Source organism: Nonomuraea insulae (genome assembly GCF_042656245.1).
In genome coordinates, this window is the sequence record NZ_JBHSPA010000136.1 from 19411 (window position 1) to 42919 (window position 23509).

The window sequence follows — 23509 nt, forward strand, 5'->3', positions numbered from 1 at the left end:
GCTTGGCGTTCGCTCGTGAGCAAGCCGATGCGGACCATGTGACAGCACCCGATAACCTGATTACACCGCCGTCCACCCCGAAGGGGCGGTGACGCGCGCATTCCTCCGGAGGGGACGACTGTCATGAGCGCTGCCCGTGTGGGCGTAGTCACGTTTCCAGGAACTCTCGACGACCAGGACGCCGCCAGAGCCGTACGCCTCGCGGGCGCGCAGGCGGTTCCGCTGTGGCACGCCGACCACGACCTGAAGGGAGTCGACGCCGTCTTCCTGCCCGGCGGCTTCTCCTACGGCGACTACCTGCGCTGCGGCGCCATCTCGCGCTTCGCGCCGATCATGGACGAGCTCGTCCCCGCCGCCGGGGCGGGGCTGCCGGTGATCGGCACATGCAACGGGTTCCAGATCCTGTGCGAGGCGCATCTGCTGCCCGGCGCGCTGACCCGCAACGCCTCGCTGCACTACGTCTGCCGTGACCAGCGGGTCAGGATCGAGCAGACCGCGACCGCGTGGACCGGCACGTTCGAGCAGGGCCAGGAGATCGTGCTGCCGATCAAGCACGGCGAGGGCCGCTACGTGGCCGCGGACGACACGCTGGCCGCGCTCGAAGCGGGCGGCCACGTGGTCGTGCGCTACCTCGGCAACCCCAACGGCTCGCTCAACGACATCGCGGGCATCCGTAACGAGGCGGGCAACGTGGTCGGCCTCATGCCGCACCCAGAGCACGCCGTCGAAGAGCTGGTCGGCGCCCCGAGCACGGCCGGCCTCGGCTTCTTCACCTCCATCCTGAAGAACCTGGTGAACGCATGACCGACAGTGTCAGGCAGGCCGCGGAGACTCCCGACGAGGCGATGCCCTTCGCCGAGCTGGGGATGAAGCAGGACGAGTACGACCGGGTCAAGGAGATCCTGGGCCGCCGTCCGACCGGCTCCGAGCTGGCCATCTACAGCGTCATGTGGTCCGAGCACTGCTCGTACAAGTCGTCCAAGGTGCATCTCAAGCAGTTCGCCACCAAGGCGCCCAAGTCCGAGGCGCTGCTGGTGGGCATGGGCGAGAACGCCGGCGTGGTGGACATCGGCGACGGCTGGGCGGCCACGTTCAAGATCGAGTCGCACAACCACCCGTCCTACGTCGAGCCGCACCAGGGTGCGGCCACCGGCGTCGGCGGGATCGTGCGCGACATCATGTCCATGGGCGCGCGCCCGATCGCCGTCATGGACGCGCTGCGCTTCGGCGCGGCCGACGCCGTGGACACGCGCCGGGTGCTGCCCGGCGTGGTCGAGGGCATCAGCAGCTACGGCAACTGCCTGGGCCTGCCCAACATCGGCGGCGAGGTCTCCTTCGACCCCTGCTACATCGGCAACCCGCTGGTCAACGCCCTGTGCGTGGGCCTGCTGCGCAAGGACCAGATCAAGCTGGCCATCGCGCCCGGCCCCGGCAACAAGGTCGTGCTGTTCGGCGCGTCCACCGGGCCCGACGGCATCGGCGGCGCCAGCGTCCTGGCCTCGGCGACCTTCGAGGACGAGTCGCACACCAAGCGGCCCGCCGTGCAGGTGGGCGACCCGTTCATGGAGAAGCTGCTCATCGAGTGCTGCCTGGAGCTCTACTCCGCCGACGTCGTCGTCGGCATCCAGGACCTCGGCGCGGCCGGCGTCTCCTGCGCCACCACCGAGCTGGCCGCCAAGGGCACCGGCGGCATGCGGGTGGACCTCAACCTGGTCCCGCTCCGCGATCCCTCGCTCAGGCCCGAGGAGATCCTCATGAGCGAGTCGCAGGAGCGCATGATGGCCGTGGTGCGGCCCGACGACATCGCCGCGTTCATGGCGATCTGCGAGAAGTGGGACGTGCCCGCCACCGTCATCGGCGACGTCACCGACACCGGCCGCCTCGTCATGACCTGGGACGGCGAGGTCATCGTGGACATCCCGCCGGGCACCGCCGCCGACGAAGGCCCGGTCTACGAGCGTCCCATCCAGGAGCCCGCCGGTCAGACCGCGCTCAACGCCGACGCGCCCGACCACCTGGAGCGGCCCGCCGACCTGCGCGCGACGCTGCTGAAGCTGCTCGGCTCACCCAACCTGGCCTCCAAGGAGTGGGTGACCTCCCAGTACGACCGCTACGTACGCTCCAACACCGTGCTGGCCCAGCCGGCCGACGCGGGCATGGTGCGGATCTCCGAGGTCATGGAAGGTTCCGAACCGACTTCTCGGGGCATCGCGCTGTCCACCGACGGCAACGGCCGTTACGCCAAGCTCGACCCGTACGCGGGGGCGCAGCTCGCGCTCGCCGAGGCGTACAGGAACGTGGCCGTGACCGGGGCCCAGCCGCTGGCCGTCACCAACTGCCTCAACTTCGGCTCCCCCGAGGACCCGGAGGTCATGTGGCAGTTCTCCGAGGCCGTGCGCGGTCTGGCCGACGCCTGCAAGACCCTGGGCGTGCCGGTGACCGGCGGTAACGTCTCCTTCTACAACCAGACGGGATCGACCGCCATCCACCCGACGCCCGTCGTGGGCGTGCTCGGGGTCATCGACGACGTGGCCAAGCGGGTGCCGTCCGGGTTCGGGGCCGAGGGGCTGCGGGTCGTGCTGCTCGGGGACACCCGCGAGGAGTTCGGCGGCTCGGAGTGGGCGCACGTCGAGCACCGCCACCTGGGCGGGCTGCCGCCGCAGGCGGACCTGGAGGCCGAGCAGGCGCTGGGCACCGTGCTCGTGGAGGCGGCTCGGCGCGGGCTGCTCGAAGGCTCGCACGACCTGTCGGACGGCGGGCTCGCCATCGCGCTGGCCGAGTCCTGCCTGGCGCGGGGGGTCGGGGCGAGCGTGGAGCTGACCGGTGACGCGTTCACGGACCTGTTCAGCGAGTCGGCCTCGCGGGCGGTCGTCACGGTGCGGCCCGAGGCTTACGAGGAGTTCGCCTCGTTGTGCGGGCGTCACGACGTGCCCTGCTATGGGCTCGGGGTGACCGGCGGGGCCTCCCTGGTGGTCAAGGACGTGTTCGAGGTCTCCGTGGAGGAGCTGCGGGAAACGCACACGGCGGCGCTTCCCGCGCTGTTCGACTGACGTCTCCCCGAAGGGCCGGCACGGGATTCCGGGCCGGCCCTTCGGCGTTACGCCTTTTTCTTCAGGCAGACCACGTAAACGGTTCCGGCTCCGCTGCTCAGCGTGGAGGGCTCCTCGGAGGCTGAGCGGCTCCGGTCGTCGTCGTCCTTCCTGACCACGCCGACCGACCAGCCGGTGCCGCTGGGCATGCTGCTGACGACCTGGTACTTCGAGTTCACGGTGAAGCCGCCGCCGGTCACCAGGTCGCCCTTGTCGCACGACGCGGTGCCGGAGGAGCCGCCGATGCTGCCCGTGTCGGTGTAGGTGACGTACGTGCCGCCGCCGCCGGGCTCGCCCTTCTCGCCCTGCGGGCCGCGCGGGCCGGTGTCGCCCTTCCTGCCGTCGTCGCCCTTGGGACCCTGGAGACCGCGAGCGCCGTCCTGGCCCGGAAGACCGTTCTTGCCGTCTGCGCCGTCCTTGCCTGGCAGGCCGTTCTTGCCGTCTGTGCCGTCCTTGCCCGGCAGGCCGTTCTTGCCGTCGTCGCCCTTCGGGCCCTGGAGACCGGTCTTGCCGGGCTCACCCTGCTCGCCCTTCGGTCCCTGCGGGCCGCTCTCGCCCTTCAGGCCCTGGAGGCCCTGCTTGCCCTCCGGGCCGACCGGCCCCCTGGCGCCCCTGACGCCCTGAGGGCCCTGCGCGCCCTGGAGGCCGCGCTCGCCCTGCTGGCCCTGCGTGCCCTGCTGGATGGTGGTGGTCGAGGTGCCGCCGCCGATCAGCACCCGTACCTCCGTCTTGCGGCACTTGGTCGTCGGGTTGACGATGCGGGCGTACCGGGACGTCTTGTGCACGCACGCGTGCACCTGGGAGGCGGACGAGGCGGTGGCGACGCCACCGACGGTGAGGAGCGAGGCGGCCAGCGCTCCGACGGCGGCGAGCGTGATCGTGCGCCCGCCACGAACCTTGATAGCCACGGCTTTCCTTCCAGAGGAACGAGTGATGCTCATGTTGTGCATGAGATTCACGCTTCGAACGTTCCAATGGATGACACTGATTGCATAACGTGTTTGTCTCGAAACTCAGTGTTACTGACTGACATGACGGATTGTTGCCGACCGGCGTGAGTAAAACGACGCATTGGCGACAGCGATCTCGCATGGATAATCGGTCTGTGCCAAGCCCCGGTTCTGTCCCCTATCTCCCGCCCGCCACCCAGCCCGTGCGCGGGGTCGTGTGGGGGATCCACCTCGCCGTACCCCTGCTCGGGCTCTGGTTGTTGCTGGCCCAACCCCGGCTCAACGTCCCCTGGCAGCACAACGCGAGCCATTTCTGGATGATCATCCTGGTGGCCGGCATCAACGTGGTGCTCGGCGTGCTCATCAGCGAGGCGTCGCGGCGGCGGCAGGACGCCCGGCTGTTCCTGGTCTCCATGGTGTTCCTGAGCAGTGCCGGGTTCTTCTTCCTGCACGGACTGGCCACGCCCGAGGTCATCCTGCCCACCGGCTCCGTGGGGTTCGACCTCGGGCAGCAGGTGGGGCTCTCGATCGCGTCGGCGTTCGCGTTCGCCTCGGCGCTGCCGCTGGATGAGAAGGCCGCCAGGTCTGTGCTGGGGTCGCAACACTTCATCCGCGCAGTGCTCTTCGGGTTCATGGTGCTCTGGGGCATCGCGTCGCTGGTGGAGGGGCTGACGCCGCTCAGCGAGCCGCCGCTGGCCTCGCCGATCGACTGGCTGGTGTGGGCCTCGGTGCCCGGCCTGCTGCTGTACGCGGCGGCCAGCGTGATGATGTTCCTGCTGCACCGGCGGCGCCCGTCGGCCATGCTGATCAGCCTCATCACCGCGTACGCGCTGCTGGCCGAGTCCATGATCGCCGGGATGTCGCAGCTCAACTGGCACCTTTCCTGGTGGGAGTGGCACATCCTGCTCACCTTGGCCTTCGTGTTCGTGGCCTACAGCGCGTACCTGCAGTTCCGCAGGGAGGGGTCGAGCGCCGGACTGTTCGACTCGGTGACGCTCGCCGCGACCGTGGCGCGCATCCAGCGTGACTACGACGAGGCGCTGGAGGAGATGGTCGAGCACGTACGCAGGGGCGAGCCGCTGGCCGCGACCCGGCTGTCGGGCAAGTTCCGGCTCAACGAGGGCCAGGCCGCGGTGCTCGACCGGGCGGGCGAGGCGCTGGCCAACGAGCGGGAGTTGTCGGAGCGGCTGGCCGCGCTGGTGTCGGTGAGCGCCCAGACCAGGATCGGCCTGCCCGAGGACCAACTGCTGACGACGTCGCTGGAACGGGTGCGGCAGGCGTACGGAGACGTCAAGATCGCCCTGATCGCCGACGGAAGGACGCAGATCGGCTCGCGCGACTACCAGTTCGCCGACGGCAACCCGATCAGGCGCGACCAGCTCCTGGCCTTCCCCCTGACCGTCAAGGGGGTCCTGGCGGGCGTGCTGGAGGTGCCGATCGGGCGGACGAACCAGGACGAGGCGCTGGCCGCGACGCTGGCCGGGCAGCTGTCGATCTCCCTGGAGAACGCCCGCCTCTACACGGAGCTGCACACGCTCTTCCACCAGTACATGTCGCCCGACGTGGCGCACGCACTGCTGGCCGACCCAGGGCAGGCGGCGCTGGGCGGGGAGCTGAAGGAGCTGACCGCGCTCTTCGCCGACCTCAAGGGCTTCACGACGTTCTCGGAGAAGGTCACGCCCCGCGAGATCGTGGACATGCTGAACCGCTACCACACGGCCGCCGTCCCCTGCATCCTGAACAACGGCGGCACGATCGTGCAGTTCGTCGGGGACGCGCTGCTGGCCCTGTTCAACGCGCCGGCCAAGCAGGCCGGACACGCGCGGGCCGCCTGCCGGGCCGCGCTGGCCATGCAGCGGGCCGCCGCCGAGATCGCCGAGGAGATGGCCTGGAAGCGGGTGGACGCGGTCGAGTGGCCGACGTTCCGGGTGGGCGTCAACACCGGCCCCGCGCTGGTCGGCAACATCGGCAGTCCCGAGCTGCGCGGATACAACGCCATGGGCGACTGCGTGAACGTGGCCGCCAGGCTCCAGGGCGTCGCCGTGCCCGGCACGGTGGTGATCGGCGAGACGACGCTCGCGCAACTGGGAGATGGCGCGTCGGTGAACCCGCTGGGGCGGCTCAACCTCAAGGGCAAGGAGGAACTCGTCGCAGCGTATGTTCTGACGCAAATGACATAGATAGGGCGCAGCCAGTACCGACATAATCGGGCGCATGGATCCAGAGCCCGGCGAATTCCTCACCCTTCTCACAGCCGAGGAGGCCGAGACCCTGCGCTCGGCCGGCCGGCTGCGGCGCTGGGATCGTGGCACGACCATCATGACCGAGGGCGACACGTCCGACTGGGTGCTCGTGCTGCTGGAGGGCCGGGTCAAGTGCTCCTCGCACACGAGCAGCGGCACCGAGGTGCTGCTTGCCGTGCGCGGGCCCGGCGCGCTGATCGGCGAGTTGTCCGCCATCGACGGGTCCCCGCGCTCGACCACGGTGACCGCGCTGGAGCCGATCTCCGGCGTCGTGGTCCGCGACTTCCCCGCCTTCCTCGAGGCCCACGGGCGCATCGCCGTCCTGCTGATGCAGCTCGTCAGCGGGAAGTTGCGCGACTCCGACAGGAAGCGCATCGAGTACGGCGCGTTCGACACCACGGGGCGGGTCGCGACGCGACTGCTGGAGCTGGCCGAACGTTACGGCGAGAAGACCAACAGCGGGGTACGCGTGGCGCTGCCCCTGTCGCAGGACGAGCTGGCGGGCTGGACGGGCGCCTCCCGCGAGGCCGTCAGCAAGGCGCTGCGCACACTGCGCGACCGGGGCCTGATCGAGACCGGCAGGCGGCGTGTGGTGATCCACGACATCGACGGGTTGCGCAAGCGCGCCAGGTGACCGTCCAGGAGGACGCTCAGCTGCGGTACGCCTGGCGGGTCTGCGCGGTCACCAGCCTGGGCCTCATCCTCATCGGCATCGCCGGTAGCACGCTCAACGTGGCGCTGCCCGTGGTGGTGCGGCACTTCCGCGCCGGGGCGCTGGAGTCGGGGTGGATCCTGCTGGCGTTCCTGCTGGTGAACACGGCGAGCCTGGTGTTCTTCGGCCGGGTGGCCGACCTGCTGGGCAGGCGGGAGGTCTATCTGGCGGGGTTCGCCCTGTTCACGGTGGCCTCGTTGCTGGCGGGGCTGTCGCCCGGGGTGTGGTTCCTGATCGCGATGCGGGTGTTGCAGGCCATCGGCGCGGCCATGATCCTCGCGAACGGCACCGTGATCATCACCGACGCGTTCCCGCCCGAGCGGCTGAGTCAGGGTATGGGCGTGTACATCGGCACGTTGTCGGTGGCCCAGCTCGCCGGGCCCACGCTGGGCGGGCTGATCGCGGAGACGGCCGGCTGGCAGTGGATCTTCTGGGTGAACGTGCCGGCCGGGCTGGTGGCGCTCGTCGTGGGGGCGGCGCTCTTACGCAGGGTGCCCAGGCGGCCCCGGCAGCCGGTGGACGCGCTGGGCAACGTGCTGGTGTTCGCGGCCCTGTCCTCCGCGCTGCTGGCTTTGTCGGAGGCCGGCTCCAGCGGGTTGTCCAGCCCCGTGGTGCCGGTCGGGGCCGCCCTGTTCGCGGTGCTGGTGCCGTTGATCGTCCTGGTGGAGCGGCGCTCCCCGAATCCGGTGCTGGACCTGCGGTTGTTCGGGGGGCGGTTACTGGCCTGCGCGAACCTGGCCTCGTTCTGCAACGCGCTGGCGCGCTCGGCGCTGATCCTGGTGGTGGCGCTGTACTTCCAGGCGGCCAGGGGGGTGGACGCGTTCGCGGCGGGGCTCAGCGTGTTGCCGGTGCCGGTCGGGATCGGGCTGGCCTCTCCGCTCGCGGGGCTGCTGAGGGTGTCGCCGTACGCGCTGTCGATCGGCGGCGCGACGCTGACCACGGCCGGGCTCGGCACGCTGATGCTGACGGCCGATCCTTCGACGCCGTACGGGGTGATCGCGGCCGGGCTGTTCGTGGCGGGCTGCGGCAGCGGCATGTTCCTCACCGGGAACACCACCCAGGTCATGCGGGCCCTGCCGCGCGGGAGCCTGGGGGTGGTCAACGGCTTCCGGGTCATGGTGATGAACGTCGGCATCGTGATCAGCGTCGGCCTGACGCTCAGCGTCCTGACCACCTCGGTGGGGGCCGGGCTGCGGGAGCAGGTGTACGCGGGCACGCTGTCCACGTTGTCACCCGTGGCGGTGGGGCAGCTGATGGAGGGGTTCCAGCGGGCGTACGCCGTGTTGTTCTCGGTGGCCCTGGCGGGAGTGGTGCTGGCCGCCCTGGCACGGCCCGGCCGCCGCTGAGGCCTAACGCCTGGCCGCCAGCGCCTCTATGCCGCCCAGCACCAGGTCCACGCCGAAGCTGTCGTACAGCTCGGGCGTCGTCCCCTCCACCAGCGGTCTGGCCATCTCCACCAGGTGCGGGTACTTCTCCACGGGCAACGACTGCAGCCCCGCGCGCTTGGTCCTGACGAGCTGGTCGATCTCCTCGGCCGGGCGGGCGGCGTTGTGGACGGGGGCGTCGGCGATGGCGATGGCGCTCTGCAGCAGGTATTTGGTGATCAGGCAGCTCTCCTCCACCCCGAAGCCGGCCGTGCGGGCCAGGCCGAGCGCCTGGTCCCAGACGGCCAGGAAGTTCGGCACCGAGACGGGGTCGATCTGCTCGATCACGTTCTTGGCGCAGGGGTGCGTGCGCAACGTTCTGATCAGGCCCTCCGTCAGGTCGCGGAGCTGGGCCGCCCAGGGGCGGTCGTCGGCGGGCTTGGGGGCGAAGCCGCCGATCAGGTGGTCGGCCATGCCGAAGAGCAGTTGCTCCTTGTTCTTGTAGTGCCAGTAGAGGGCCATCGGGGTCACGCCGAGGTCCGTGGCCAGGCGGCGGATGGTCACGGCTTCGAGGCCCTCGGTGTCGCCGATCTCCAGGGCCCGTTCCGCGATCGCCTGCGCGGTCAGTTTTCCCATCACGGTTGACAACTATACGACGTACGAGTTGAACTATACAGCGTACAAGTACGCTGTATAGGAGGCACGATCGTGCGATGGTGGGCGTTGGCCGCAGTGACCTTGGGGACTTTCGTTACCTACTTGGATAACAACATCCAGAACGTCGCGTTGCCGACCATCCAGCGGGACCTGGGAGTGACGATCTCGGGGCTGGAATGGATCGTGAGCTCGTACATCCTCGTCTTCGCCGGCCTCATGCTGGTCGGCGGGCGGCTGGCGGACGTGTTCGGGGCCCGCAGGGTGTTCCTCGGCGGGGTCGTCGTCTTCACGCTGGCCTCGCTGGTGGCGGGGCTGTCCACCTCCGGCGGGATGCTGATCGCCGCGCGGGGGGCGCAGGGGATCGGGGCCGCGCTGCTCACCCCCACCGCGCTGGCGCTGATCGGTCAGCTCTTCCCCGGCCCGGCCGAGCGCGGCCGGGCCGTGGGCATCTGGAGCATGTCGGGGGCGCTGTCCATGGCGCTCGGGCCGGTCGCGGGCGGGTTCATCAGCGAGAACCTGCACTGGAGCTGGATCTACCTGCTCAACGTGCCGGTCGGGGTGGTCACGGCGGGGCTCGCGCTCTGGGCGGTCAGGCCGGCGTTCCAGCGGGTACGCCACAGCCTCGACCTGCCCGGCCTGACCGCCTCCGCGCTGGCCATGTTCGCCCTGACGTACGCGCTCATCGAGGGCGAGAGCCTCGGCTGGACCTCGCCGCGCATCCTGACCGCGTTCGGCGTGTTCGCGGCGGCCGTGGCGGCGTTCGTGCTGGCCGAGTCGCGGGCCGCCGAGCCGATGATCGCGATCTCGCTGTTCAGGTCGCGGGTGTTCAGCGGCGGGCTGCTGACCAGCGGGATCTGGTCGTTCGGCGTGTTCGGGATCTACTTCTTCAGCGCCCTGTGGCTGCAGAACGTGCTCGGCTTCTCCCCCACCGAGGCGGGCGCGGCGTTCGTGCCGATGGCGCTGGTGATGGCCGTGGTCGCGCTCATGTCGCAGCGGATCAGCGCGCTGCTCGGCATCGGCCGCACGGTCGCGCTCGGCATGACGCTCATGAGCGCCGCGATCTACCTGATCTCCCGCGTGGGGGCCGACGGCGGCTACGCGGACGTGGCGCCCTGGTTCATCCTGTACGGCCTCGGCGGCGGCCTCCTGGTCCCCCTGACGGCGGCCATACTCAACGGCATGCCCAGCGACCGCTCAGGCGTGGCCTCGGGCGTGCTCAACGTCTCGCGCGAGGTGTTCGGCCTGCTCGGCATCACGGTGCTGGGAGCGTTCCTGAGCGCCAGGCAGAGCGGCGCCGACCTGCCGCCGCTGCCCGCCTTCCTCGACGCCTACCGGTTCACACTCGTCATCGCGGCCGTCGTGGTGATGGCGGCGATCCCGATCGCGCTCTACTCACTGCGCGACCGGCCCACCCCCGAGGAGCCTCAGGCCGCCGCCCCGGCCACCGTCGGGTCCTCGAACTGAGTGCGGTACAGCTCCTCGTAGCGTCCACCGGCGGCGAGCAGTTCCGCGTGCGTGCCGCGCTCGGCCACCCGCCCGTCCTCGATGACCAGGATGACGTCGGCGGCCCTGACCGTGGAGAGCCGGTGCGCGATCACCACGGCGGTCCTGCCTTCGAGCGCCTCGCCCAGGGCCGCCTGCACGGCCGCCTCGGAGGTGGAGTCGAGCGCCGCCGTGGCCTCGTCCAGGATCACCACCTGCGGTCGGGCGAGCAGCAGCCGGGCGATGGTCAGCCGCTGGCGTTCGCCGCCCGACAGCCGGTAGCCGCGCTCGCCCACCACCGTGTCGAGCCCGTCGGGCAACGACGCGATGAGCGTGGCCAGGCGGGCGCGGGTGAGCGCGTCCCAGATCTCCTCCTCCTCCGCCTCCGGCCTGGCCAGCAGCAGGTTGGCGCGGATCGTCTCGTGGAAGAGGTGGCCGTCCTGGGTGACCATGCCGAGCGTGTCGCGGATGGAGTCGGCGCTCAGATCGCGCACGTCCACCCCGCCGAGCCGGACGGCGCCCGAGTCGACGTCGTACAGGCGGGGCAGGAGCTGCGCGATCGTGGACTTGCCCGCCCCCGAGGAGCCGACCAGCGCCACCATCTGCCCGGGTTCGGCCCGGAACGACACGCCGTGCAGCACCTCGACGCCGCCGCGCGAGTCGAGCGTGGCGACCTCCTCGAGCGAGGCCAGGGAGACCTTGTCGGCGGCCGGGTAGGCGAAGCGCACGTCGTCGAACTCCACGGAGACCGGCCCTTCTGGCACCTCGCGGGCGTCCGGCTTGTCCTGGATGAGCGGCTTCAGGTCGAGCACCTCGAAGACCCGCTCGAAGCTGACGACCGCGCTCATGACGTCCACGCGGGCGCTGGCCAGGGCGGTCAGGGGCGCGTACAGACGGGTGAGCAGCATGGCCATGGACACGACCGCGCCGGGGGCGAGCTGGTCGCGCAGGGCGTAGAAGCCGCCCAGGCCGTACACGAGGGCCAGGGCCAGCGCCGAGACCAGCGTCAGCGCGGTGACGAAGGTGGACTGGGTCATGGCCGAGCGCACGCCGATGTCCCGCACCCGCCGCGCCCTGGCGGCGAACTCGGCCGACTCCTGCGCGGGCCGGCCGAACAACTTGACCAGCGTCGCGCCGGGCGCCGAGAAACGCTCGGTCATCTGCGTGCCCATGGCCGCGTTGTGGTCGGCCGCCTCACGCCGCAACCGGGCGATCCTGCTGCCCATCCGCCGGGCCGGCAGCATGAACACGGGCAGGAGCAGCAGCGCCAGCAGCGTGATCTGCCAGGAGATGCCGATCATCGCGATGAGCGTCAGCACGAGCGTCACGAAGTTGCCCGCCACGCCGGACAGGGTGTCGGTGAAGGCCCGCTGCGCCCCGATCACGTCATTGTTCAGGCGGCTGACCAGCGCCCCGGTGCGGGTCCTGGTGAAGAACGCGATGGGCATCCGCTGCACGTGGTCGAAGACGGCCGTACGCAGATCGAGGATCAGGCTCTCCCCCAGCCCCGCCGACAACCACCGGCTGATCAGCCCGAGCCCCGCCTCGGCGATCGCCAGCCCCGCGATCAGCAGCGCCACCGTGACCACCACGCCGAGCGGCTCGCCCACGAAGATGGCGTCCACCACCCGCCCGGCCAGCAGCGGAGAGCCCACCGCCAGGCCCGCCGTCACCACGCTGAGCGCCAGGAACACCAGCATCCTGCGGCGGTGCGGGCGCGCGAAAGCCCCGATACGCCGGAGCGTCGCTCTGGAGACAGAGCGACGCTCCTGCTGGTTGTTCATCGAATAAAGCTGGTGCCAGGCGGTCATCTCCATGCTCATGACATGGACAATACGACCTCAAGTTAACCTGAGGTCAAGCGCCGATCTTCTTGCCCCTGCTGTGCCAGACCACGGCCACCGACGGCCGCGGCTGGTCGCCGTCGGGCCACGTGCTGCCCGGGTTGTCCGGGGTGGCGCCGTCGAGCTCGCCCGGGTGCTGCACCGCCACGAACACGCTGAGCTGGTCCGAGCTCACCAGCGGGCCGCAGGTCTCGGCGCCGACGGGGACGGTGAGGAACTGGCGCAGGTGGCCGCGGTCCTTACCCTTGACCGGCATCACGAACATGCCGTCGTTGGTGCCGAGCGCGTTGCCGTCCGTGGAGATCCACAGGTTGCCGTCCTTGTCGAACGTGACGTTGTCCGGGCAGGAGATCGGCGAGACCTTGGTCTTGTCGTAGCCGGCGAAGTAGGTGGCGGAGTCCTTCGGGTCGCCGCAGACCAGCGGGATCGCCCAGGCGAACGTCTTCTCGCCCGCGTCGTCGCGCCGCTCGGTGATCTCCAGGACGTGGCCGTGCTTGTTCGCCGAACGCGGGTTGGCCTCGTCGGCCTGGGCCGCGGTGCGGTTGGTGTTGTTGGTCAGGGCCACGAACACGCCGCCGGTGACCGGGTTGCGCTCCATGTCCTCCGGGCGGTCCATCTTCGTCGCGCCCACCTTGTCGGCGGCAGAACGCGTGTAGACGAGCACCTCGGCGGCGGTCATGCCCTCCACGTACGACTTGTCGCCGGAGACCAGCCGGATCCACTCGCCGGAGCCGTCGAACAGGCCGTCGGAGGGCAGCTTGCCGGAGCCGTCGATCTCGGCGGCCGGGCTGTCGCCGGTGAACTTGGCCACGTACAGGGTGCCCTCGTCCAGCAGCTCCCGGTTGTGCCGGTCGAACCCGGGGATGTAGCGGTCCTTGGAGACGAACTTGTAGATGTACTCGAAGCGCGAGTCGTCACCCATGTACACGACCAGGCGGCCGTCCCTGGCCAGCGTCGTCGTGGCGGCCTCGTGCTTGAGGCGGCCGAGCGCGGTGCGCTTGACCGGGGTGGAGTCGGGGTCGAACGGGTCGATCTCCACGATCCAGCCGAACCTGTTGGCCTCGTTCGGGTGCTTCTCCAGGTCGAAGCGCTCCTCGACGCGGTCGAACCTGCGGCTGGTGGAGGGGGTGCCGGTGGTGATGGTGTAGCGGGTGATGTACGGCTTCTGCGCCTCGGGCACCTTGTCGCCGTTGACGAAGTACTGGTCGACGTTCTCCTCGGCGGTCAGCACCGTGCCCCAGGGGGTGGTGCCGCCCGAGCAGTTGTTCAGCATGCCGACCGGGGTGTCGCCCTTGGGGTCGGCGGCCGTCCTGAGCAGCTCGTGCCCGGCGGCCGGGCCGCTGAACCTCATCTTGGTCTGCGCCGTGATGCGCCGGTTGTAGCGGCGACGGCCCTTGGTCACGAGCTTCCACTCGCCGCCCCTGCCGGAGCGCTCGATCTCCACGACCGAGCCGCCGTGCGCGGCCAGCGCGATCTGGATCTGCTCCTCGGTCGCCGCCGCGCCGCCGGTGTAACCGCGGAACATCAGGTTCTCGTCGGTGTACTCGTGGTTGACCCACAGCAGCCCGCGGTCCCGGCCGATCGGGAGCAGGGTCACGAAGTCGCAGTTGTAGCCGAACTGCTTGTTCTGCGCGTCGGCGCTCTGGTTGTCGAAGTCGAAGTCCGGCGCGTCGGGCAGCACCGGATCGCCCCAGCGCACGACCACAGAGGAGCTGTAGCCGTCAGGGATGGTCAGCGCGTCTTCCTTGTTCGGCGCCACCGGGGTGAAACGGAGGTCCCCGCCGCTGCCACCGTGGGTTCTTTCAGGCTCGTCCGCCAGCGCCGGGGTGGCGCCCGCCAGACCCGCGCCCGCCACCAGAGCACCGAACGCACCGGCCCGCAGCACGCCGCGCCGCGACAGCGCCTCCTTGACCACGTCGCCGAAGTAGGCGTTGTCCGTGGTGTTGGCCACCTCATGTGCGCACGCGTTGCCGCAGCGGAACTGGCACGTCAGAGCGGATCGGCCACCTTTGTGCGGGGTGGAAAGCAGCGGCAGCAGCCGCCTGCCCGCGTCGGGGTTCGCCACAGGTCCTCCATAAATGTGCGCGGTTGTACGGCCCGGAGGCTACGGTCGCCATCGAAACCTCAGGTGAACGATGACCGCCGTCTCGATGAACGCTTCCCGGGAGACAATGGTGGAGTGCCACCACGCAAGATGGACCGGGAAAAGCTGAGAACCGCTCTCGACGGCCAGCTCGTCGCCCTCGACGAGCCCGCCTACGACGGGCCGGCGACCGCCCTGCCCGACGCGCTCGTGGCCGCCGTGCTGGCGGCGTACGACCGCGGGCTGCGGCCCGAGCGCGACGCGGCCAGGCAGGCGGTGCGCTATCTGCTCGACAAGCTGGCGACCACGGCGCCGGGCAGGACCGTCGAGATCCGCGTGCCCCCCTACGCCGCCGTGCAGGCCATCGCCGGGCCCCGCCACACCCGCGGCACCCCGCCGAACGTGGTCGAAATGGACGGCCGCACCTGGATCGAACTCGCGCTCGGCCGCCTGACCTGGGACGAGGCCATGGCGAAAGGCGCCGTGTCCGCCAGCGGCTCGCGGGCGGACCTGTCAGCGCACCTGCCGCTCTAGCGGGCCCCGCTCATCCACGGGAAGCGGTCCTGGAAACACCGGTCGGCGAGCTGGCCGGGCAGGTGGGCGCATTCCTGCACCACGTTCCAGAACCAGATGGCCACGATCGCGAACAGGACCAGCGACAGTGCGCTGATCACGATGCCGGCGACGGCGCGGCCCTTGCCCACGCGCTTGGCCAGGGCCACACAGCCGAAGACGATCGACAGGATCGCGGTGATCAGGCCGGTGAAGCAGACGAACACCAGGAAGGGGCTGGCCACGCCCAGGACGAGCGAGGCCGTCGCCAGGCCGCTGCCCGGCCTGGGCTGCTGGTACGGGCCGTAGTCGCCGTACTGGGGGCCGTACTGGCCGTACGGGGATCCTGGGGGTGCGGGCGGCGGGTAGCCGGGCGGGCCGCCGTACGGGCTGGACGGCGTCGTGCCGGGGACGTTGGACTCCTGGTCCCTCTCGTACCCCGTCGCGCCCTGAGGTGGCGCGCCCGCCTGGCTTCCCGGGGGCGGCGCGCTCCCCTCGGCAGGCGAGAAGTAGGGCTGGTCGCCCTGGTCGTAACGTGAGGGCGTCGGCCTGGCCGGTGGCTCCTCCTCGTGGGGGGCCTGAGATGCCCCGCCCCAGCCCGGGTACGTGGGCCTGGCGCCGGGAATCTGGTACGCCTGCGTCTCCTCGGCGTCAGCCCCCGTGGGCGCCGTGGTCTTCTCGGCGTCAGCCCCGGTGGGCGCCGAGGTCTTCTCGGCATCGGCCCCCGTGGGCGCCGGGGTCTCGGGCGAGGTCGGCAGGTCGGGATGCGTGGGCTGGCCGGCCGGCCAGGGCTCGTGCGTCGGCGGCGCGTCGGGGGGCGGGACCACGGGCGGCACGGGCTCGATCGGCTCCTCACCCTCATCAGGACGCTCGGGTTCCGGGGCCCGCTCCTCGGGAGCCGCGCCTCCGGTGGGGCCCGCGCCGGGCGGGCCTCCGGCCGACCACTCCTCCGGGGTCTCGTCGCCACTCGTGGGCCCGCTCTCGTACGGGCGGATTTCGGGCGGCCGTTGATCGTCCTCCAGCGCGCCCTCGTTCCACCACTCGGGCTCGTGCCGCGGTGGCGTGGGGGGCTGCTCGCCCTCATCGGGACGGCCTTCGTGCGGGTCCTGCCCCGTGCGGGGCTCGTTCGGGTCCCCAGGTGTGGTCACGTCCGCGTCTCCCTGACGGGTCTGCATGCCGGATACTTCACCCTTTCGCGGAAGGCGTCCGTTAAACCGCGCGACACGGTAAGAGAGCGCTCATCCTTGGGTCACCATGCGCCAAAGCGGCAGGCGGAGGGCAAGATGAGTGCATGCTGGACGAGACCCTGACCTACGCGCTGATCAAGGTCATGAAGAAGCACCGCAACCAGATGGCCGCCGCCCTGCTGCCACTGGGGCTGCACGTGGGCCAGGAGTTGCTGCTCAACCAGCTCTGGCGGGAAGACGGGCTGACCCAGGGCGAGCTGATCGCCAGGCTGGGCGTCGAGCCCCCGACCGTCACCAAGACCCTCCAGCGGCTGGAGCGAGCGGGCCTCGTCTATCGGATCCCCGATCCCGAGCGGCCGAGGGTGGGCCGGGTGCACCTCACCGACGCGGGCAAGGCGCTGCGCGAGCCGGTGGAGGAGGTCTGGAACCGTACGGACGAGGACCTGCTGCGGGGGTTCGACGCCGAGGAGCGGGAGCTGCTCGTCCGTCTTTTCCGCGCCGTCCCCTTTCACTCGTAGCGAAACCTGCTTGCGGTCCTGTCTCCGTTCCACTTAGCTGGCTAATTAGTCGGCTAAGTAAGGACACGAGATGCACGTACTGATCACAGGTGGTTCCTCCGGCATCGGCGCCGCCACCGCGCTCGCGTACGCCAGGACCGGCGCCCGCGTCACCATCACCTACAACTCCGGCCCCGACCGGGCGGCCGGGATCGTCAAGCGGATCGAGGAGGAGGGCGGGCAGGCGCGGGCCGTACACCTGGATCTGGAGGACCACGCCACCATCGCGCCCGCCGTCGCCGAGACCGGCCCCGTGGACGCGCTCGTCGCCAACGCCGTCCGCTGGGGGAACATCCCGCCGGGCAGCGTCCCGTTCGAGGGCGTCCCGGCCGCCGAGTGGTCGGCCATGATGCACGCCAACGTGGTCGGCAACGCGCTGCTCGTCCAGGCCGTACTGCCCGCGATGCGGCGCGCGGGCTGGGGCCGGATCGTGTTCGTCTCGTCGGGGATCGGCGAGGAGGGGGTGCCGGGACCCGGCGTGTACGGGACCGCGAAGATGGCCCTGCACGGCATGGCCCGCGCCCTGGCCTGGGAGGCCGGCGGGGACGGCATCCTGGTCAACGTGGCCGTCGCGGGCCTCACCGTCACCGGCGTGCGCCCGTTCCCCCAGGAGCTGCTGGACCGGCTCGCCGCCCGCACTCCCAGCCGCAGGCTCTCCACCGCCGACGACATGGCCGCGCTCATCGTCTTCCTCGGTTCGGCGGCGAACCGCAACCTCACCGGAGAGATCATCCGCGACGGATCGAATGCGGGCAGGTCAGCCCACGCTCTGTGATATCGCCCCCGGGTGTGCGAGCACGGAGGTCGCCGACCTAGACTGAGGCATGTGCTGAAGGGCGACGGCCGGCTCGGCCATGACCTGGACCCCCACGACCGCGCACCTAAAGACGCCTGTGGCGTCTTCGGCGTCTGGGCTCCGGGCGAGGAAGTTTCCAAACTCACCTACTACGGGCTGTACGCGTTGCAGCACCGCGGCCAGGAATCCGCGGGCATCGCGGCCAGCGAGGGCAACCGCATTCTCGTCTACAAGGACATGGGGCTGGTCGCCCAGGTCTTCGACGAGTCGGTGCTGAGCACCCTGCGCGGCCACCTGGCCATCGGCCACTGCCGTTACTCCACGACCGGATCCAGCGTCTGGGAGAACGCGCAGCCCACGCTGAGCTCGACCGAGGTGGGCGGTCTCGCGCTGGCCCACAACGGCAACCTCATCAACACCCCGGAGCTGGCCCAGCGGCTGACCCCGGGATCGATCCGCGCCACCACCGACACCGAGGTCCTGACCACGCTGCTCGCGCAGGACCGCACCCGCTCCATCGAAGACTCGGCCGCCGAGCTGCTCCCCCAGGTCAAGGGCGCCTACACGCTGGTCTTCATGGACGAGAAGACCCTCTACGCCGCCCGCGACCCGCAGGGCATCCGCCCGCTGGTCCTGGGCCGCCTGGAGCGCGGCTGGGTGGTGGCCTCGGAGACCGCGGCGCTCGACATCGTGGGCGCCACGTTCGTCCGCGAGGTCGAGCCCGGCGAGCTGCTCACGATCGACGAGCGCGGCGTCAGGTCCCGCCGCTTCGCGCTGGCCGAGCCGAAGGGCTGCCTGTTCGAGTACGTCTACCTCGCCCGCCCCGACACCACCATCGCCGGGCGCGGCGTCCAGGTCACCCGCGTCGAGGTCGGCCGCGAGCTGGCCCGCGAGCACCCGGTGGAGGCCGACCTGGTCATCCCCACGCCGGAGTCCGGCACGCCCGCCGCCGTCGGCTACGCCCAGGAGAGCGGCATCCCCTACGGCCAGGGGCTCGTCAAGAACTCCTACGTGGGCCGCACGTTCATCCAGCCCTCGCAGACCATCCGCCAGCTCGGCATCCGGCTCAAGCTCAACCCGCTGCGCGAGATCGTCGAGGGCAAGCGCCTGGTGGTCGTGGACGACTCGATCGTGCGCGGCAACACCCAGCGGGCCATCGTCAAGATGTTGCGCGAGGCCGGGGCGAGCGAGGTGCACGTACGCATCTCCTCCCCGCCCGTGGCCTGGCCGTGCTTCTACGGCATCGACTTCGCCACCAGGGCCGAGCTGATCGCTGGTTCGCTGTCGGTCGAGGAGATCCGCGCCTCGCTCGGCGCCGACTCCCTCGGCTACATCTCCCTGGAGGGCCTGACCAAGGCCACCACCATCCCGGCGGAGCGCCTCTGCCGGGCCTGCTTCAACGGCTCGTACCCGATCCCCATCGACCAGGACAACGTGGGCAAGTTCGTGTTGGAGAGCAAGGCGTGAGTACGTATGAGGCCGCCGGCGTGGACATCGAGGCAGGCGAGCGCGCCGTCGCCCTGATGAAGGACAAGGTGGCGCGCTCGCGGCGGCCCGAGGTGGTGACCGACGCCAGCGGCTTCGCCGGGCTGTTCGACGCCTCGGCCCTGCTGCGTTATCAGCGCCCGCTGCTGGCCAGCTCCACCGACGGCGTGGGCACCAAGGTCATGATCGCCCAGCAGTACGGCAAGCACGACACCATCGGCATCGACCTGGTCGGCATGGTCCTCGACGACCTGGTGGTCTGCGGGGCCGAGCCGCTCTTCATGACCGACTACATCGCCTGCGGCAAGGTGGTGCCCGAGCGCGTCGCCGAGATCGTCGGCGGCGTGGCCGAGGGCTGCCGCCTGGCCGGCGCCGCGCTCGTCGGCGGCGAGACGGCCGAGCACCCGGGAGCCATGGGACCCGACGAATACGACCTGGCAGGGGCGGGCACCGGCGTGGTGGAGGCCTCCGCCATGCTCGGGCCCGAGCGGGTGACCGCCGGTGACGTGGTGCTGGGGCTGGCCTCCTCCGGGGTGCACTCCAACGGCTACTCCCTGGTACGCCACGTGCTCCGCGCGAACTCCCTCTCCCTCGACACCGTCCTGCCCGAACTGGGCCGGGCGCTGGGCGAGGAACTGCTGGAGCCGACCCGGATCTACTCGCTGGACTGCCTGGAGCTGGCCAGGTCGGCCGAGGTGCACGCCTACTCGCACATCACCGGGGGCGGCATCGAGAACAACCTGTCGCGGTCACTGCCCGATCACCTCGACGCCGTACTGGACCGCTCGTCCTGGACCCCGCCCGCCATCTTCGGCGTGCTCGCCCAGTACGGGGGGATCGCCCAGCGCGACATGGACCGCACCTTCAACCTCGGGGTCGGAATGGCGGCCGTGCTCCCCGCCGACGCCGCCGACGAGGCAATCCGCCTGCTGGCGGGGCGGGGGCTGAACGCGTGGGCCATGGGAGAAATCGTCCCCGGAACCGGCCAGGCCCGCTACCGCTGACTAACTGCAAGGCCTTCCATGGGGGGCGCTGCGCGCATGGGATTCCAGACAGCGTCTCCCAAGGGGGGCAAGCCCCCCTTTCGAACCCCCGACAAGCCCGCTCTCTTCGCTCGCCGAACCCGCCCGGGCCCCATTTACACGATGGGCCGGTGGGATCCCACCCTGAGCGGTCCTCGCTGTCGCTCGGATCGGGGGTCCAGCAAGAGGGCGCTGGAATCGATGATCATGTAGGAGGGCCGGTGTCCGAGTCGTACAGGTCATCGGTGGACAGCCGGTCCTGGCCGAGGTGAGTTCGCATGTTGGCGGCAATACCCAGGATGCGTTCGGCTCTGCCGACGGCTGCGGTGCGGCGTTCCAGCGCACTGGTGGCGCGAGAGTCGGCACTGCCGAAGGCGGTCAGCCTAGCTGTCGAACTCGCCGTCCTTGACACCACCAAGGAATGCTCTCCATTCGCTCGAAGTGAAGACGAGCGCGGGGCCGGTGCGGTCCTTGCTGTCACGGACGGCGACGACTCCGGGAAGATTGGTGGCAACCTCCACACAATTCCCGCCGTTATTACCGCTGCGGGAACTCTTCTTCCACACTGCCCCTGAGAGGTCTGTCGGGGTCAGGTCTCTGGCTTCCATTGCTCTGCCGCGTCCTCGATCCGCTCGAGTGACTCACCTGCGCGGTAAGCCTCTGTCCGTAGTTTGTCATACCGCTCCAAGATCAGCGAAACGACTTTGTGCTCGGCGGATACCTCCCCCTCCCCTGCGGAATCCACGGACACCATAGTGGACTCGTTGGCGAGTTCCGCAATGACGAACGAAGACGACAGTCCGTCTGTGCACGAGGTGTCGTACGGAACGAGTTGTACCGTCACCCGGCGGCGGCGGGCGACTGCTGCGAGGTGGCGGAGTTGATGGTGCATGGTCTCCCTGCCACCGATCGGGCGCTTCAGAACCCACTCGTCCAAGAGCACGTGAAGTTCCGGAGGGTCTTCCCGACCGAGAATCCGCTGACGCTCGATGCGGGTGGCAACCTGCTCATGCACCTCGGCCTCTGGAGTGGAGAAGTGACCGAGGAAGACGGCTGTCGCGTATGCCTCGGTCTGGAGGAGGCCAGGGATGAGGAGTGGGTCCCAGGTTCGGAGGGTCGCGGCGTTGGGCTCGATCTCCTCCAACCAGCGGAGAAACCACCCCGGTCCGAATGGCGATTGGTGGACACGGCGACACAGGCGCACAAAGTAGTCAGCCTCGGGAAAGTCGAAGAAGCGGTCGCATGCCTCCGCGAAGTCGAGCTGTGGCTTCCGACTGCCGGTCTCGATGTGCCCTACAAGAGACGGGGAGCAATCGAGGTGGTCAGCGAGCCGCCGCTGTGAGAGTCCTCTCTCTTTGCGACATCGGGCCAGTTCACGGCCGTAGCGCTCGACCGGGGACATACGTGGATCAAGATCGCTCGGCATTCCCGCCTCCAGGGTTATCCGTAAAGCGAAGACACGTGCCTACAGAATACCCACATATGACTACGCCATTTGCTGCTTTCTGTCGCCAGAATGTCCATCGGTTACTGCTGCACAGAGCCATCCATACAGGCAATCTGAGTGAGCAGACCCGTTTAAGAAGGCGAAGAAATCGTAAGAAGCCGACATTTTGTCCATACCATTGGATGTTAAATGACAAACAGAATCTTGGATGTAAGCAACAGGCCCGCTGAGACAGGCTGGCGATGGCCCATGCAGGGGGCAATCGTGTCGGATCCTCAGTACGCAGGGATCAAGGTTTGGATGCTCAAGGAGCTTGAGAACGCTGCTCGTCTGCCGTGGCTGGCTCGCCGGGAGCTGCGGGCGTGGGTGGGCGATCATGCCGCATCGGCGGATCTTGAGCTGATCACCTCCGAGTTGGTGACCAATGCGCTGGTTCACGGCGGGGGTGCGTGGGTGCGGCTGAGCCTGGAGGCGGAGGAGGTGGGCGCGCGGAGTTACTGGCGAGTGACGGTGGTGGACCCTGGCCGATCAGCGTCGGTTCCGATGCCGCGCATGCCCGCCCTGGGCGAGACGTCCGGGAGGGGCCTGTGGCTCGTGGACGAGCTGACGGATGGCTGCTGGGGCACCGGGACACGGGCGGGCGAGCGAGTCGTGTGGGCGTTGCTGCCGCTGATGGGCCGGTCGAAGGAGACGGGAGACGTGAGCGGCGTCGGCGGGAGCGATGGGGTGGCTGCAGTGAGCGGGCACTGAAATGGAACGTTCCATAGCTACCGGCATCGGGTGGAGTGGGTGTGGCCGAAGATAGAGCCTTTCCCGGCTGGAAGATTCTGGAGGGTGCCGGAGGCGGCTACATCGCCTTCCGCACCGTTCTGGTTTCCACGCGAAACGGGCTGTCCAACGTGCGCTGCGGCGCGACCCGGCGCGAACTGTTCGATCATCTGGACCAGGAGACCCGGCTCGAACACCAATTTCGTCAAGCATCTCGCCGGCCCAGGAACGCGCGAGGCGCGGCATGAGATGCTCTCCTATGAACTGCCCCACCGGCCCGCACCTGACGACGCGGGCGGCGGTCTGCGGCGGCCTTACCGAGCCGGGCCGGGCAACTGCGCGGAGACAGCTCAGACGACCATGACCCGGCGCCCACGCGTGTGACCGGCTTGGCTGTCGATGTGCGCCTTCGCGGCCTCGGCGAGCGTGTACGACCTCTCGACCGGGATGTGGAGCTTGCCCCGTGAGATCAGGCGGACGGCCTCGGCGAGCGCTTCCGGAACGCTGCCGGCCACACCGGAGAATAGGACACCAAGCTCTGGTGCGCCGAGATCGGCGATGGAGATGACCTTCCGCGGATCCCCGGTCAGCTCGACGAGCTCGCGGATCACGCTCGAGCCGGCCAGATCGAGAGCCGCGTCGACATGGCCGAGCTGCCGCACCCGATCGACCCAGCCCTCGCCGTACGTCGTGGCGAGGGCACCCAGGCTACGCAGATAGTCCTGGTTCGCGGCCCCAGCCATGCCGGTCACCGTGATGCCGCGCTCACGGGCGATCTGCAGCACCGCCGATCCGACGCCCCCGGACGCACCGCTGACCAGCAGCCTCTGCCCAGGCCGCACACCGACCTGGCGGATGACGCGCAGCGCGGTCTCCACCACGGAGGGGTACCCGGCCGCCTCTTCGAACGTCAGACCCTCGGGCATCCGGGCCCAGGCCGACAGCACGGCGAACTCGGCATAGGTGCTGGAGCCCTCGCCGAACACGTGGTCGCCGACCTTGACGTCTTCGACGCCCTCGCCTACCTCGTCCACCACCCCGGAGGCGTCCAGCCCGACGCCGGCGGGCAACTCGATCGGATGGGCCTTCAGTACCTGGCCCTCACGGACCCTCCAGTCGACGGGATTCACGCCCGCCGCCCGCACGGCGATGCGTATCTGGCCAGGGCCCGCGTGGGGCTCCTCGGCGTCTATGAGTTGCAGAACGTCCGGACCGCCGAACTCGGCGAAGCTCACCTTCTTCATGCCGCAGACCGTAGCACTAACGGTTAG

The 23509-nt window shown here is 69.8% G+C and carries 20 protein-coding genes; 12 read left to right on the forward strand and 8 right to left on the reverse strand.

Features of this window, described 5'->3' with window-relative positions:
* The first annotated feature begins 123 nt into the window (after window positions 1-123).
* The gene (gene purQ / locus ACFPZ3_RS69060) at window positions 124-804 is read left to right on the forward strand and encodes a phosphoribosylformylglycinamidine synthase subunit PurQ (RefSeq protein WP_379525163.1); all 681 of its coding nucleotides are present in this window, start codon (window positions 124-126) and stop codon (window positions 802-804) included.
* Window positions 801-3050: a phosphoribosylformylglycinamidine synthase subunit PurL gene (gene purL / locus ACFPZ3_RS69065; RefSeq protein WP_379525164.1), complete on the forward strand. Its 2250-nt coding sequence runs from the start codon at window positions 801-803 to the stop codon at window positions 3048-3050. Before purQ ends, purL begins: the two co-directional genes overlap by 4 nt.
* A 47-nt stretch (window positions 3051-3097) precedes the next feature.
* On the opposite strand, the gene ACFPZ3_RS69070 is transcribed toward purL, so the two are convergent.
* Window positions 3098-3997: a collagen-like domain-containing protein gene (locus tag ACFPZ3_RS69070; RefSeq protein ID WP_379525165.1), complete on the reverse strand. Its 900-nt coding sequence runs from the start codon at window positions 3995-3997 to the stop codon at window positions 3098-3100.
* Window positions 3998-4194: 197 nt separating this feature from the next.
* Here ACFPZ3_RS69070 and ACFPZ3_RS69075 point away from each other — a divergent pair, with 197 nt between their 5' ends.
* The 3 genes from ACFPZ3_RS69075 to ACFPZ3_RS69085 are packed head-to-tail and all read left to right on the forward strand — an operon-like array spanning window position 4195 to window position 8340.
* Window positions 4195-6219: an adenylate/guanylate cyclase domain-containing protein gene (locus ACFPZ3_RS69075; protein ID WP_379525166.1), complete on the forward strand. Its 2025-nt coding sequence runs from the start codon at window positions 4195-4197 to the stop codon at window positions 6217-6219.
* Window positions 6220-6253: 34 nt separating this feature from the next.
* Window positions 6254-6916 (forward strand): Crp/Fnr family transcriptional regulator, encoded by a 663-nt coding sequence (locus ACFPZ3_RS69080; protein WP_379525167.1) that lies wholly within the window; start codon window positions 6254-6256, stop codon window positions 6914-6916.
* Window positions 6913-8340 carry an MFS transporter gene (locus ACFPZ3_RS69085; RefSeq protein ID WP_379525168.1) on the forward strand — a complete coding sequence of 476 codons (1428 nt, stop codon included), beginning with the start codon at window positions 6913-6915 and terminating at the stop codon, window positions 8338-8340. Before ACFPZ3_RS69080 ends, ACFPZ3_RS69085 begins: the two co-directional genes overlap by 4 nt.
* 3 nt (window positions 8341-8343) lie before the next feature.
* On the opposite strand, the gene ACFPZ3_RS69090 is transcribed toward ACFPZ3_RS69085, so the two are convergent.
* The gene (locus tag ACFPZ3_RS69090; RefSeq protein WP_379525350.1) at window positions 8344-8994 is read right to left on the reverse strand and encodes a TetR/AcrR family transcriptional regulator; all 651 of its coding nucleotides are present in this window, start codon (window positions 8992-8994) and stop codon (window positions 8344-8346) included.
* A 96-nt stretch (window positions 8995-9090) separates the two neighbouring features.
* Between ACFPZ3_RS69090 and ACFPZ3_RS69095 the strand changes: the two genes are divergently transcribed.
* Window positions 9091-10479 carry an MFS transporter gene (locus ACFPZ3_RS69095; protein ID WP_379525169.1) on the forward strand — a complete coding sequence of 463 codons (1389 nt, stop codon included), beginning with the start codon at window positions 9091-9093 and terminating at the stop codon, window positions 10477-10479.
* Here the strand turns inward: ACFPZ3_RS69095 and ACFPZ3_RS69100 are convergent.
* Window positions 10440-12320 (reverse strand): ABC transporter ATP-binding protein, encoded by a 1881-nt coding sequence (locus ACFPZ3_RS69100; protein ID WP_379525170.1) that lies wholly within the window; start codon window positions 12318-12320, stop codon window positions 10440-10442. The genes ACFPZ3_RS69095 and ACFPZ3_RS69100 overlap by 40 nt on opposite strands.
* A gap of 34 nt (window positions 12321-12354) precedes the next feature.
* Window positions 12355-14406 carry a PhoX family protein gene (locus ACFPZ3_RS69105; protein ID WP_379525171.1) on the reverse strand — a complete coding sequence of 684 codons (2052 nt, stop codon included), beginning with the start codon at window positions 14404-14406 and terminating at the stop codon, window positions 12355-12357.
* A 114-nt stretch (window positions 14407-14520) separates the two neighbouring features.
* Here ACFPZ3_RS69105 and ACFPZ3_RS69110 point away from each other — a divergent pair, with 114 nt between their 5' ends.
* Complete coding sequence (locus ACFPZ3_RS69110) at window positions 14521-14958, forward strand: sterol carrier family protein (protein WP_379525172.1); 438 nt, start codon at window positions 14521-14523, stop codon at window positions 14956-14958.
* Here ACFPZ3_RS69110 and ACFPZ3_RS69115 read toward each other — a convergent pair.
* Window positions 14955-16124 (reverse strand): DUF4190 domain-containing protein, encoded by a 1170-nt coding sequence (locus ACFPZ3_RS69115; RefSeq protein WP_379525173.1) that lies wholly within the window; start codon window positions 16122-16124, stop codon window positions 14955-14957. The genes ACFPZ3_RS69110 and ACFPZ3_RS69115 overlap by 4 nt on opposite strands.
* Window positions 16125-16267: 143 nt before the next feature.
* On the opposite strand from ACFPZ3_RS69115, the gene ACFPZ3_RS69120 reads away from it, so the two are divergent.
* The 4 genes from ACFPZ3_RS69120 to purM all read left to right on the forward strand — a co-directional run bounded on the left by ACFPZ3_RS69120 (window position 16268) and on the right by purM (window position 20005).
* The gene (locus ACFPZ3_RS69120; RefSeq protein ID WP_379525174.1) at window positions 16268-16681 is read left to right on the forward strand and encodes a MarR family winged helix-turn-helix transcriptional regulator; all 414 of its coding nucleotides are present in this window, start codon (window positions 16268-16270) and stop codon (window positions 16679-16681) included.
* Between the two features lie 70 nt (window positions 16682-16751).
* On the forward strand, window positions 16752-17495 hold the full coding sequence (locus ACFPZ3_RS69125) for an SDR family NAD(P)-dependent oxidoreductase (protein WP_379525175.1): 744 nt from the start codon (window positions 16752-16754) through the stop codon (window positions 17493-17495).
* A gap of 51 nt (window positions 17496-17546) precedes the next feature.
* Window positions 17547-18983: an amidophosphoribosyltransferase gene (purF, locus tag ACFPZ3_RS69130; protein WP_379525176.1), complete on the forward strand. Its 1437-nt coding sequence runs from the start codon at window positions 17547-17549 to the stop codon at window positions 18981-18983.
* Complete coding sequence (purM, locus tag ACFPZ3_RS69135) at window positions 18980-20005, forward strand: phosphoribosylformylglycinamidine cyclo-ligase (protein WP_379525177.1); 1026 nt, start codon at window positions 18980-18982, stop codon at window positions 20003-20005. Before purF ends, purM begins: the two co-directional genes overlap by 4 nt.
* A gap of 401 nt (window positions 20006-20406) precedes the next feature.
* Here the strand turns inward: purM and ACFPZ3_RS69140 are convergent, their stop codons facing one another.
* Window positions 20407-20631, reverse strand: a complete 225-nt coding sequence (locus ACFPZ3_RS69140) for a DUF397 domain-containing protein (RefSeq protein ID WP_379525178.1) — start codon at window positions 20629-20631, stop codon at window positions 20407-20409.
* Complete coding sequence (locus ACFPZ3_RS69145; protein WP_379525179.1) at window positions 20613-21449, reverse strand: helix-turn-helix domain-containing protein; 837 nt, start codon at window positions 21447-21449, stop codon at window positions 20613-20615. The genes ACFPZ3_RS69140 and ACFPZ3_RS69145 overlap by 19 nt, the downstream gene beginning before the upstream one ends.
* Window positions 21450-21770: 321 nt before the next feature.
* Between ACFPZ3_RS69145 and ACFPZ3_RS69150 the strand changes: the two genes are divergently transcribed.
* Window positions 21771-22220 carry an ATP-binding protein gene (locus ACFPZ3_RS69150; protein ID WP_379525180.1) on the forward strand — a complete coding sequence of 150 codons (450 nt, stop codon included), beginning with the start codon at window positions 21771-21773 and terminating at the stop codon, window positions 22218-22220.
* A gap of 368 nt (window positions 22221-22588) precedes the next feature.
* Here the strand turns inward: ACFPZ3_RS69150 and ACFPZ3_RS69155 are convergent, their stop codons facing one another.
* A complete protein-coding gene (locus ACFPZ3_RS69155; protein WP_379525181.1) occupies window positions 22589-23482 on the reverse strand; it encodes an NADP-dependent oxidoreductase in 894 nt (297 codons plus the stop codon).
* Window positions 23483-23509 lie beyond the last annotated feature (27 nt).